This window comes from Desulfovibrio sp. 1188_IL3213 (assembly GCF_036763145.1).
Lineage (GTDB): Bacteria > Desulfobacterota > Desulfovibrionia > Desulfovibrionales > Desulfovibrionaceae > Desulfovibrio.
The window spans coordinates 1-11091 of sequence record NZ_JBAIYR010000044.1 but is presented as its reverse complement, the minus strand read 5'-3'; the positions used below and the strand labels follow the sequence as shown (position 1 = coordinate 11091).

Below are 11091 nucleotides of genomic sequence, written 5' to 3'. Positions count from 1 at the left end.
CAGTGCCTTCGGCCAGCACGATGCGCATCTTGTTGGCCTTGGCCCGCTCGATCAGCTCGAATTCAAACATCATGGGCGTGATGCGCGAACTGCGCTTGCTCACGATGCGGTTGGCAATGTCCTTGCCACCGGACAGCATGCCGCGGAAGATCAGGATTTGGCATAATGCTTCAGCGGCCCTGTGCGGATTTTTTTAAAAATCCGCACAGGGCCGCATCCGTTTTCAGCCGCAGGGGCAGCGTATCCCCGGACAGGCGCACTTCAGGGCCGTCCGCCCCGAAGACAGGCCGCCCAAAGGGACACAACCAGCCCAGAAATTTTACGCCCACGGGTTCCGTTTTCTACAGATAGGGGTCTTCTGTATCCAGATAGCCCTTCACATAATCGGTCACGCCTTCTTCAAGCGATGTAAAGGCCAAAGGGCAATCCACCCGCCCGAGCCAGTCCATGTCGGCCTGCGTGTAGTGCTGATAGCGTCCGCGCAGACTGTCGGGCATATCCACGTACTCGATGCGGCAGGGCCGGTTCAGGGCGGCAAACACGGCCCGCGCAAGGTCATTGAAGCTGCGCGCCGTTCCTGTACCCACATTGTGGATGCCGCAGACATCATTGCGCTCCAGCAGCCAGGCCATCAGGGCCGTGCAGTCCTTGACGTAAACAAAGTCACGCTTCTGTTCCCCGTCCTTCACATCCGGGCGGTCAGATCTGAAAAGCCGCAGTTGCCCTTCCTGACCGATCTGCCGGTGAGCCTTGGCGGCCACGCTCTGCATATCGCCCTTGTGATATTCATTGGGGCCGTAAACATTGAAAAACTTCAGGCTGGCTACCTGGGTCTGCAAGCCCTCGCGCAGCAGCCAGAGGTCAAAAAGCTGCTTGGAGTAGCCGTACATGTTCAGGGGCCGCAAATGCGGCACAAGCTGCTCGTCATCGCTGAAGCCCAGCGAACCGTCGCCATAGGTTGCGGCGGAACTGGCATTGATAAAACGAGCGCCCTTGTCCAGCGCATAACGGCACAGATCGCGGCTGTAATGGAAATTGTTTTCCATCAGAAAATCCGCATCCTTTTCCGTGGTGGACGAGCAGGCCCCAAGGTGTACCACGCCGCTGACCTTCCAGGGCAGGGCATCACGCTGCACAAGCTCGTAAAAGCGGTCCCTGTGCATGTAGTCCACATAGCGCCGCTTGACGAGATTGCGCCACTTGTCGCTCCGCGCAAGATTGTCCACAATCACGATATCTTCAATATTCATGCAGTTAAGCTGCCATAAAAGAGCGCTGCCCAAAAAGCCCGCTCCACCGGTAATCACGAGCATGGATACCTCCATTACATCTTTGCACATGGTAGCCAGTGCCGGGCGCAACCGCAAGAGCCGCCATGTGTTTATCCTGCCCGTGCGCCCTTCCTCTGGACACGGGCAGCCAAGTTTGCCACTATGCGGCATCTGTAAAACCAAGGGGACTACCATGAAAGTGTGCATCGCCTACATGCACGGCAAACCGGTCATGCTCGAACTGCGCGATGGCATCGCCTATATTGATGACGAAGCCCAGCCCATCAAGAACCTTGACCCGGAAATGCTGCAAAACTTCAGCGAAAGCATCAGCGCCATACCCTACAGCGCGGACCCGGGATACGACGCCCTGGTCAATGCCAAAAGAGCCGCCTTTATCGTTGACCTTCTGAGCAAGGCCGTGGGGGACGAGTGCGTCTCCAGGCTGACCCACATTCTGGACCATGTACATTACGATGTGATGGAATATCTTGGTGAAACCGGAGACAATAATGCTTGAAATCCGTAACCTTCATGTGGAGGTCAAGGGTACGCCCGTGCTCAAGGGCATAGACCTGCACGTCAAGCCCGGCGAAACGTTCATCCTCTTTGGGCCAAACGGTTCCGGCAAAACCACCTTGCTCATGACCCTTATGGGCGTTTCGGGATACACCGTCACCCGGGGGCAGATCATCTTCAAGGGCAAAGATATCACCCATGCGCCCATGTATGAACGGGCGCGCCTTGGCATTGGCATGTCTTTTCAGCGTCCGCCCACCATCCACGGCCTGCCCACGGGCAAACTGGTGGAACTGTGCGGACGCGGACGCCAGATGGACGTGGAAGAAATGGCCCGCAAGGTGCATTTTGACCAGTTTCTGAACCGCGATGTCAACGCGGGCTTTTCCGGCGGCGAGATCAAGCGCTCCGAACTGCTGCAGCTCATGGCCCAGCAGCCTGATCTTCTGCTTTTTGACGAACCGGAATCCGGCGTGGATCTTGAAAATATGGCCCTTGTGGGCAAAACCGTGCGCAGCCTGCTGGACGGCCTGCCCGAACGATGTTGCGCCACCCTGCGGCAACGCGAAAAAGCGCGCTCCACCAGCGGCCTTATCATTACCCACACCGGGCATATTCTTGAATATGTCAACGCCCACCGGGGGCAGGTCATGTATAACGGCAAACTCTGCTGTGAAGCCGGGCCGCGCGAAATTCTCGACCATATCGCCAATCACGGCTATCAGGAATGTCTGCGCTGCCTGGCCGGCGACATGTTTGGCAAAATTGCGGAGGCCCCCCTCAAATGAGCACAGTCAATCTTTCCCGGTACAGTTTCAGCGGCAACGAAGCCGCAGCGCCCATAGAAAATCTCGCCAGTCTGCCCGCCGCGGACAAGGAACGCCTTGTGCTCGCGGGCATTGACGTGAACGATCATGCCGTGAGCGGAGCGTTCATGCAGCTCAATCACGCAGGGGTTCACTGCCGCACAAGCCACGAAGGGCTCGACCTGATGGACATCCGCGAGGCCCTCAAAAAATTTGACGGCCTGCCCCAGTACTACTGGAAGCTGCTTGATCCTGAAAAAGACGAATTTACCCGCCTCACGCGCGAGCATTGCAACGGCGGCTACTTTGTGCGCGCCCGAAAAGGGGCCAAGATCACCCAGCCCGTGCAGTCGTGCATGTTCATCAAGGGACACGGCGCGGGCCAGAGCATTCACAATATTGTGGTGGTGGAAGAAGGAGCCGAACTGCACATTCTGGGCGGCTGCGCCACGGCACATGACGCCAACGATACGGCCCACCTGGGCATTACCGAATATTATGTGGAAAAAGGCGGCAAGCTCACCTTCACCATGATTCATAACTGGGGAACGAGCACCACGGTGCGCCCGCGCTCCGCGGGCATTGTGGATGCCGGTGGAGAGTTTCAGAACAACTATATTCTGCTCAAGCCCGTGGCCGACCTGCAAATGTATCCGACCATGAAGCTGCAGGGCAGCGGGGCTGTGGCGCGCTTCAATTCCGTCATTGTCACGCCTGAAGGCTCCCACGTGGACTGCGGCAACCGCATTGAACTCAATGCGCCCGACACGCGCGGCGAAATCGTCTCGCGCACCCTGACCACCGGCGGAACCATCATCAACCGTGGCTTCATAGGCGCGTCCGCCGCTCCCGCCAGGGGGCATCTGGAATGCAAGGGCCTTATTCTGGGCAGCGGACGCATACATGCCATCCCTGAGCTGGACAGCAACCAGGACGGCGTGGAGCTGTCGCACGAGGCCGCCGTGGGCAAAATTGCCCAGGAAGAAATAGAATACCTCATGGCGCGCGGTCTGGATGAAGATGAAGCAGCATCCACCATTGTGCGCGGCTTTCTTAATGTGGACATCATGGGCCTGCCCAACCAGCTGCAAAAAGCCATTGATGAACAGATCGCGCTGCTGGAAACCGGCAACGCCATGTAAGGCAATACCGGCAAAAACGCCTGCCCGTGCACGCGCAGTACCGCGCGTAAAACAGCAGGCGAAAATGGCAGGCCGGGCATCTCCGGCTTGACCGCCAAACAACTTATGGCTATAGTCCTCCTCCTTGGGGCCTATAGCTCAGTTGGTAGAGCCTCCGGCTCATAACCGGCCTGTCCCAGGTTCGAATCCTGGTGGGCCCACCAAGAAATCAGTAAAGCCCGTCACTGTCCGCAAGACTTTGACGGGCTTTGCAGTTACAGGAAGTCCCGGTTATTGCGGCCCACACGGCTGGCCTGCCGCATGAATCCGTGTACGCTTTTCGTGAATGTGTGTCCCCTTCTGCCTTTTTGAGACTGCCGCAAACTTCTCGCCAGCCCGGGCGTTCCTGCCCCGGCCAGCGTTTTCGCAGCAATGGGCGCACACTGTCAGCAACCCCGCTGCTCAAGCCGCCTGTCCTGTTCCAACCCGCGACAAACCTTGCAGAACAATCATGGAATCTTTAAACCATCAGCTTTTTCTGGCCCTGAACGCCGGTGACACGGCATCTTCTTTCGGCATCTGGGCTGCCCGCATCCTGGCGGAATGGCCCATCGGCATTGCCGCTGTTCTTGCTCTCGTTGCCCTGCTCATGCAAAAACAACGCGGCGTGCTTGCGGGCCGCCTGATCCTGACAATGATGCTGGCTATGGGTACGGCGTACTGCATCCGCAAGTTCCATTACAACCCCCGGCCTTTTGTCATTGGCCTAGGCCGCATGCTGATCGATCATGCGCCCACATCCTCCTTTCCCAGTTTTCACGCCACATTTGTGTTTTCACTGGCTCTGCCTCTGTTGTTTCAACAGGGCGCACGCTTTTTTGCCCTGGCAGTCATACTGATGGGACTCATGACCGCCTGGGCACGGATATTTGCAGGCGTGCACTATCCTCTGGATATGGCGGGGGCTTTCATGACAGCCCTGGCAGCCGCCGTAGTGGCGGCTATTCTGGTTCGCCCGCGACAGAAATTACGGCCAGGTCGGCTTCGCTGAATGCTCCGAGGCATGGGCCGACGACCACCACACAACATATTGTAATATATACATATAAAAAACATTGACACAATTCAATAAAAGTTGAAATATCATTCTATGAAAACAGCACACGCCAGCAGTATTTTTGAAGCCCTGTCGTCAGAAGTGCGCCTGGACCTGTTCAGGCTGTTGGTAAAGTCCGCGCCTGACGGCCTGGTGGCCGGTGAGATTGCAAGAATTCTGCAAGTACCCGGAACCAACCTCTCCTTTCATCTGAAAGGGCTGTTGCATTCCGGCCTGATCAGCGTGGAAAAAGAAGGGCGCTTTCTGCGATACCGGGCCAACATCCCCCTCATGCTCGACACCATCGCCTACCTCACTTCAGAATGCTGCGCGAACCAACCCGAGCAATGCCGCCGATACAGAACGCAAAGCGCTGTTTCACCGGCCGTTCTTCCGGACTGGAACGACTAGAGCAAATTAACTTTGAGAATGTACATTCTCAAAGTTTAAGACACGCTCGCAATGTGGCATGGATTCAGCCGAAAATCGCATTTTTTGGCTGAATGAAAACTTTGAAATGTGAAGCACTTCAAAGTTAATCTACTCTAGGAGCAGTGCAGCGGCAGCGTTATGCCCCCTGCCGGACCTTGGACACGAACTTTCTATATTAATATTTCAACATTTATTGAAAAATTGAAACATTGAGGACACGCCATGAAAAACACCGACAAAACAACAAGCGCGCAGGACATCACAGAAACAGTCCGCTCTGGGTACGCGGCCATTGCCTCTGGGGCGCAGCGCTCTTGCTGCTCAGGCCGGCGTAGCGGCCAGGCTGACCCTGCCAGGCTGGCTAAATCGCTCGGCTATGACACAAACGCCCTTGATCGGCTTCCCGAAGGGGCCAACATGGGGCTTTCGTGCGGCAACCCGGTTGCCTTGGCGGCCCTGCGGGAGGGGCAAACTGTTCTTGACCTCGGCAGCGGCGGCGGTTTTGACGTTTTTCAGGCCGGGGAGCGCGTCAAGGCTGCGGGTCGTGTCATCGGCGTGGACATGACCCCGGAGATGCTCGCCAAAGCGAGGAAAAACATCGCGTCATACCGGGAAACCACCGGCCTGGACAACGTGGAGTTCCGGCTGGGAGAAATCGAGCACCTGCCGGCGGCAGACAACAGCGTGGATGTGGTTTTATCCAACTGTGTCATCAATCTTTCGCCGGACAAGGCCCAGGTCTGGCGCGAAATTTTTCGCGTGCTCAAGCCGGGCGGCAAGGCGGCGGTTTCCGATCTGGCGCTGCTCAAGCCGTTGCCCGACAATATCCGTGCTCTGGCGGCCGCACTGGTCGGCTGCGTAGCAGGAGCCATTCTGGTGGACGCCAGCGCTGCCCTGCTTGAAAAAACCGGATTCTCCGACATAAAACTCACGCCGAAACCAGGCTATGTGCAAAGCATGCAGGACTGGAACGACCCGCTCTACGCTGAAATAGCGGCCCTTCTTCCCCAGGGGGAAGACCTGGCGGATTATGTGGTCAGCCTTTCCATTGAAGCCTTCAAACCATAAGCTACGGGACAGCGCTTTTGCCGACGCCGATGGCGGTGCGCGGCGGCATGCTGCCGGTCTGATCAGGTTCCGGGCATATCCCCGCGAGATGGCTTGATCCCGCCCTGTCGACGCTGTCTGACCAACGTTGATCACATTTAACCAGATTTGTTCAGCTTTGATCCGGGTCCATTTGATTTGATCCGATTCCATCCTGTTGAGATGCCTGATCAGGTTGCCCAAGCCATCTGATATCTGCCCAACTCCGTACGGGCCGCCAGCGTGTGCACACCTGGCGGCCCTTTTGCCGGCTTCTTTCCGCGCCGGGCAGACCGCTCAGCGGCTGTGCCGCAAAACGAAACGGCAACCTGCCGCCACCAGATGCTGCCATAAGCCGAAACAGTCCTTTATCCCCGATTGATTTCATAGTGTTACGCTAAATTATTGCCGCAGTGCGCTGCGCCGCCCAAGGCGACATTTGCCAGAAGGGGGCATGGCGGGCCACGCCAGCCCTTGCCGCAGCCAAAAGCAGTGCGGAATATGGCAATTCATGGCCCTTTTTGCTGTCACGATGCATTATCCTTATGCTTTTCCCCGTTTTCCTGCGTGTTTCGCTTGACATGCCCCAATACCCTTCGTAGAGTCTGTTCACTTATTGGGTCCAGTATTTTTTTTGCCAGAGACTTTACACGGGTGTAAGGCTTCAAGCGGAAAGTCTGCACCCAGAACACAATACGGAGTCTCTAAATGGCTACTTCCATCTATGTCGGCAATCTGCCCTGGTCCGCCACCGAAGACGCTGTGCGCGATCTTTTTTCCGCTCACGGTGATCCCCTTTCCGTCAAACTGATCTCTGACCGCGAAACCGGCCGCGCCCGCGGCTTTGGCTTTGTGGAAATGGAAGACGACGAAGCGCAGAACGCCATCTCTGCCCTCAACGGCATGGACTTTGGCGGCCGCGCTCTTCGCGTGAACAAGGCCGAAGAACGCCGTCCCGCTCCCCGCCGCTGGTAGTCCAGCAGCAGGGCAGGACATCTGCCTGACCATAAAGGCCGCAAGCGATTGCGGCCTTTTCTATTTCCTCCGAGCCTTCCGCCGCGCGGGCAATGGCCGGGACGCATCAGGATTCATCATCCGTCACAGCACTTTCCGCCCCGCGGATTTTTCATGCAAAAAGCCCCCGCATCTTCATGCGGGGGCCAGAGCTTTGGTGTGTATTATGATGGCCGCTAGACCACGCCGTGCTCTCCCGGCCGTTCGTAGGTGTCCTTCTTCTGCACCAGGCGCACGTAAAAGTCCGTATTGCCCAAGCCCAGAAGGATGGCGGACGACACGTAGATGGACGAAGCCGTACCCACCACCACGCCGATAAGCATGGTCAGCGCAAAGTCATGAATGACGCCGCCGCCAAGCAGATAAAGCGCCAGTGTGGACAGGAATGTCGTGCCGCTGGTCAGGATGGTGCGTGAAAGCGTCTGGTTGACGCTCTTGTTGATAAGATGGGCCATATCCAGTTCCGGCGTGGCGCGCAGGTTTTCGCGCAACCGGTCATAAATGATGATGGTGTCGTTGAGCGAAAAGCCCACCAGCGTCATCAGGGCCGCCATGACGTTAAGGTCGATTTCCACGTCAAGTAACGACAGCAGGCCCACGGTGATGGCTACGTCATGCACCAGGCCCACCACTGCCCCCAGGGCAAAATTGAGCCGCAACACAAAGCAGACAAGCACCGTTATGCTCAGGGCCACCAGCACAAGCCAGCCCATGCTCAGCCCGGTAAGGCCAGCCAGATAGATGCCGCCCCACAAGGCTCCTGCCATGATGGCGCCCGCCATCCAGCGCTGTTCAAAACGGCCTGAAATATAGACCGCAATCAGCAGGATTGCATAATAAAGCGCGCTCAGGGCCTTATTGGTCAGGTCCGCGCCCACCTTGGGGCCGACAATTTCAAGGCGCACGATTTCGGCGGCATTGCCGGGGAAAGTCGCCGCCAGCGCGTCAATGACCGAGGTGCGCAAGTGCGTGGCATCGGCATTTTCAGCGCTGCTGAAGCGCAGCAGGTAATCCCGCCCGCCCTCACCGAAGCGCTGTGTGCTGATGCCGGGCAGAGCCGGAATATCCAGGCCCTTTTTCAGGGCCTCATCGGCAACAGGCTCCTGAAACTGCACCTGAACGATAACGCCGCCCGCAAAGTCGATGCCCATCTTGAGGCCGTTTCCCCAGATGGCCGAAATAACGCCTATAAGGATGAGGGCCACGGAAATGCCGTAAACCCAGTAGCGTTTGCCTATGAAGTCGATATTTGTATCGTGCTTGATAAAGGTAAAACTCATGACAGCCTCCCGGCGCGCTATATGCTCAGGCCCTTGGGACCGCAATGGCGCGCCCATTCTTCAAAAATGGCCCGCGAAACGAAGATGGCCGTAAACATGGAGGCAACAATGCCCAGCCCCAGGGTTACCGCAAAGCCTCTGATGGGGCCTGTGCCAAACTGGTACAGAATGACCGTGACAATGATGGAGGTCAGGTTGGCGTCCGTAATGGAAACCATGGCACGGTCAAAACCCGCGCGCACTGCCGCCAGTGGCGTAAGCCCCAGCCGCAGTTCTTCGCGTATTCGTTCGTAAATAAGCACGTTGGCGTCCACCGCCATGCCTATGGTCAGCACTATGCCCGCAATGCCCGGCAGGGTCAGGGTAGCGCCGAACGCGCCCATGCCCGCCATGACGATAAGCATGGTGAAGCACAGCATGAGGTCGGCAATGAGCCCGCTGACGCCGTAATAGAAGCCGATGAAAAGGATGACGGCGGCGGCGCCCACCAGGGCCGCCCTGATGCCGCTGTCGATGGCTTCCTGTCCAAGGGAGGGGCCGACGCTGCGTTCTTCAAGCACGGAAACAGGCGCAGGCAGCGAACCGGCCCGCAGCACAATTGCCAGATCCTGGGCTTCGGCAGTGGTGAAATTGCCGGAAATGCTGGCCTTGCCGCCGCCGATGCGCTCGCGGATGACCGGCGCGGAATACACCTTGCCGTCCAGCACGATAGCCATGCGGCGCCCCACGCTTTCGCCGGTTACACGCTCAAAAATGCGCGCCCCGCGTGCGTTGAAACTCATGGTCACATAGGACTGGTTCATATTGTCAAAGGCGGGGCGGGCATCGGCTACGTCCTCGCCGGTGAGCATGGCGTCTTTTTCAACGGCAATGCGACCTTCGGCCGCCGGCTGACCGGGATTCTTTTCAAGCATGGGCAGAACCACAACGCCGGGGGGCAGCACGGCCTTGCCGGGGTCCACATCGTCACGAACCAGATGAAATTCCAGGTGAGCGGTCTGACCGATGATCTGCACAGCGCGACGCGGGTCGGAAATGCCGGGCAGCTGCACCTGAATGCGATTGCCGGCCTGCTTGCGTATGTCCGGCTCGGCCACGCCGAACTGGTCAATGCGGTTGCGGATGGTGCGCAGGGCCTGGTCAAGGGCCATGTCTTCAAGCCTTTTCACCTCGGCCGGGGTAAAGTGGGCCACATAGCGCAACTGGCCGCCTTCGCCCTCCTGGGGCTGCGCCACGTTGAGCTGGGGGAAATGGCGGGCAAGAATCTCGCGCAGCTTGCTCTCGTTTTCAGCACGGGGCAAAATGAATTCAAGGTTTGTGCCGCCCACAACGCGGGGGCGCAACACAATGATTTTTTCATCCTGGGCCATGCGGCGCAAATCCTGCCCGGCCAGAGCCAGGGAATTGCTCACGGCCTTGGCCACGTCCACGCCCAGAGTCAGATGTATGCCGCCCTTGAGGTCAAGACCAAGGTTGATCTTGCTGGACGGCAAAACGCGCTCCAGAGCAGGCCCGATAACGGGTACGCTCGGCAGCGCGTACACAAGAGAAACAAGAAATACCAACGAAGCCAAGATCAGGCGCCAGCGCAGACCCATCGTTCACCTTCCAGACAACAGATTTAAAGCATAGCACGCCCGGAGCCTTGCGGGCCGGGGCAGGGCGAACGCCCACGGCGGCGGAATGATACGCGGAACACGGCGGCCGCGTCCAGTCGAAGGAAAGGGCCGATGCCCTTCCCGATAAAAAACACAATCCAGGCATGCCGGACACTGCCGGTTCATGGGCAAAAGCCCCTGAGCCGGCCCCTTTAAGGCCAGCTCACGGGCCGCACATGCCAAAAAAACCTGGGCTGCTACTTGCTGTCGCCCTTGCCGGGCACAAGGCCGCCAATGGCGCCGCGCGTAACGCGCAGCTTGGCCTCGCCGCATTCGAGAAGCACCTGCTCGTCGTCGATTTCAAGAATGCGCCCGATAAGTCCGCTCGAAGTGAGCACATGATCGCCCCGCTTCAGTTCAGAAAGCATGAGCTTGTGAGCCTTGGCCCTCTTCTGCTGCGGACGGATAAGCAGAAACCAGAAGATGACGAACATCACGATGAGGGGAAGGAACTGCATCAGCATGTCGGCGCCGCCGGCGGGGGCGCCTCCGGCCTGGGGCGTACCCATGGCGTAGGCTACGGATTCGAACAAAACGCACCTCCAAAGGTGTGGCTAAGTCATATGCCAGAGAACTTCACGCACACCGGGGGCGGCCCCCAAAGCCGTCCTTGTGCCGGTTTGCGCACAATACCAGCGAATTTCTATATACGCTGGCGCTCAATCTTGCAAGCCTTTCCGCCGCGTCAGACGCGGTAAAACGGCCCGCCGCCGCAAGATGTTTTTCCCCGGGCGCATAAGCGTCCGCAAGACAAGGGCAAAAGCCCCGGCGCAGCACGATTCCGGCATATGCCGCGTCCGGCGCGGGC

General features: G+C 58.1%; 12 protein-coding genes and 1 tRNA gene. 8 read left to right on the top strand and 5 right to left on the bottom strand.

Annotated features, from left to right (window positions below; translation table 11 throughout):
• Positions 1-170: 170 nt before the first annotated feature.
• Both V6C16_RS04030 and rfaD read right to left on the bottom strand, forming a co-directional pair.
• Positions 171-329 carry a hypothetical protein gene (locus V6C16_RS04030; RefSeq protein ID WP_333542790.1) on the bottom strand — a complete coding sequence of 53 codons (159 nt, stop codon included), beginning with the start codon at positions 327-329 and terminating at the stop codon, positions 171-173.
• Between the two features lie 12 nt (positions 330-341).
• The gene (rfaD, locus tag V6C16_RS04025; RefSeq protein ID WP_333535021.1) at positions 342-1313 is read right to left on the bottom strand and encodes an ADP-glyceromanno-heptose 6-epimerase; all 972 of its coding nucleotides are present in this window, start codon (positions 1311-1313) and stop codon (positions 342-344) included.
• On the opposite strand from rfaD, the gene V6C16_RS04020 reads away from it, so the two are divergent.
• The 8 genes from V6C16_RS04020 (at position 1312) to V6C16_RS03985 (ending at position 7306) form a co-directional block, all read left to right on the top strand.
• On the top strand, positions 1312-1791 hold the full coding sequence (locus V6C16_RS04020) for a hypothetical protein (RefSeq protein WP_333535020.1): 480 nt from the start codon (positions 1312-1314) through the stop codon (positions 1789-1791). The genes rfaD and V6C16_RS04020 overlap by 2 nt on opposite strands.
• Positions 1784-2578, top strand: coding sequence for an ABC transporter ATP-binding protein (locus V6C16_RS04015; RefSeq protein WP_333535019.1), 795 nt, complete (start codon positions 1784-1786; stop codon positions 2576-2578). Before V6C16_RS04020 ends, V6C16_RS04015 begins: the two co-directional genes overlap by 8 nt.
• Positions 2575-3738, top strand: coding sequence for a SufB/SufD family protein (locus tag V6C16_RS04010; RefSeq protein WP_333535018.1), 1164 nt, complete (start codon positions 2575-2577; stop codon positions 3736-3738). Before V6C16_RS04015 ends, V6C16_RS04010 begins: the two co-directional genes overlap by 4 nt.
• 127 nt (positions 3739-3865) lie before the next feature.
• Positions 3866-3941 (top strand) — tRNA-Ile (locus tag V6C16_RS04005).
• Positions 3942-4228: 287 nt separating this feature from the next.
• Complete coding sequence (locus tag V6C16_RS04000) at positions 4229-4768, top strand: phosphatase PAP2 family protein (protein ID WP_333535017.1); 540 nt, start codon at positions 4229-4231, stop codon at positions 4766-4768.
• Between the two features lie 99 nt (positions 4769-4867).
• Complete coding sequence (locus V6C16_RS03995; protein ID WP_333535016.1) at positions 4868-5224, top strand: ArsR/SmtB family transcription factor; 357 nt, start codon at positions 4868-4870, stop codon at positions 5222-5224.
• A 243-nt stretch (positions 5225-5467) separates the two neighbouring features.
• Positions 5468-6313 carry an arsenite methyltransferase gene (gene arsM, locus V6C16_RS03990; RefSeq protein ID WP_333542789.1) on the top strand — a complete coding sequence of 282 codons (846 nt, stop codon included), beginning with the start codon at positions 5468-5470 and terminating at the stop codon, positions 6311-6313.
• Between the two features lie 726 nt (positions 6314-7039).
• Positions 7040-7306, top strand: coding sequence for an RNA recognition motif domain-containing protein (locus V6C16_RS03985; protein WP_333535339.1), 267 nt, complete (start codon positions 7040-7042; stop codon positions 7304-7306).
• A gap of 215 nt (positions 7307-7521) precedes the next feature.
• Here V6C16_RS03985 and secF read toward each other — a convergent pair whose 3' ends face one another.
• The 3 genes from secF to yajC form a co-directional block, all read right to left on the bottom strand.
• A complete protein-coding gene (gene secF, locus V6C16_RS03980) occupies positions 7522-8625 on the bottom strand; it encodes a protein translocase subunit SecF (protein WP_333535338.1) in 1104 nt (367 codons plus the stop codon).
• Positions 8626-8642: 17 nt separating this feature from the next.
• Entirely contained in the window at positions 8643-10223 is a 1581-nt protein-coding gene (gene secD / locus V6C16_RS03975) for a protein translocase subunit SecD (protein ID WP_333535337.1), read from the bottom strand.
• A gap of 257 nt (positions 10224-10480) precedes the next feature.
• Entirely contained in the window at positions 10481-10816 is a 336-nt protein-coding gene (gene yajC / locus V6C16_RS03970) for a preprotein translocase subunit YajC (RefSeq protein WP_012625550.1), read from the bottom strand.
• Positions 10817-11091 lie beyond the last annotated feature (275 nt).

Excerpts from the sequence above, each read along its gene's own strand:
- V6C16_RS04020 (WP_333535020.1), top strand. The coding sequence starts at position 1,312 with ATGGATACCTCCATTACATCTTTGCACATGGTAGCCAGTGCCGGGCGC.
- rfaD (WP_333535021.1), bottom strand. The coding sequence starts at position 1,313 with ATGCTCGTGATTACCGGTGGAGCGGGCTTTTTGGGCAGCGCTCTTTTA.
- V6C16_RS04015 (WP_333535019.1), top strand. The coding sequence starts at position 1,784 with ATGCTTGAAATCCGTAACCTTCATGTGGAGGTCAAGGGTACGCCCGTG.
- V6C16_RS04010 (WP_333535018.1), top strand. The coding sequence starts at position 2,575 with ATGAGCACAGTCAATCTTTCCCGGTACAGTTTCAGCGGCAACGAAGCC.
- V6C16_RS04000 (WP_333535017.1), top strand. The coding sequence starts at position 4,229 with ATGGAATCTTTAAACCATCAGCTTTTTCTGGCCCTGAACGCCGGTGAC.
- V6C16_RS03995 (WP_333535016.1), top strand. The coding sequence starts at position 4,868 with ATGAAAACAGCACACGCCAGCAGTATTTTTGAAGCCCTGTCGTCAGAA.
- arsM (WP_333542789.1), top strand. The coding sequence starts at position 5,468 with ATGAAAAACACCGACAAAACAACAAGCGCGCAGGACATCACAGAAACA.
- V6C16_RS03985 (WP_333535339.1), top strand. The coding sequence starts at position 7,040 with ATGGCTACTTCCATCTATGTCGGCAATCTGCCCTGGTCCGCCACCGAA.
- secF (WP_333535338.1), bottom strand. The coding sequence starts at position 8,625 with ATGAGTTTTACCTTTATCAAGCACGATACAAATATCGACTTCATAGGC.
- secD (WP_333535337.1), bottom strand. The coding sequence starts at position 10,223 with ATGGGTCTGCGCTGGCGCCTGATCTTGGCTTCGTTGGTATTTCTTGTT.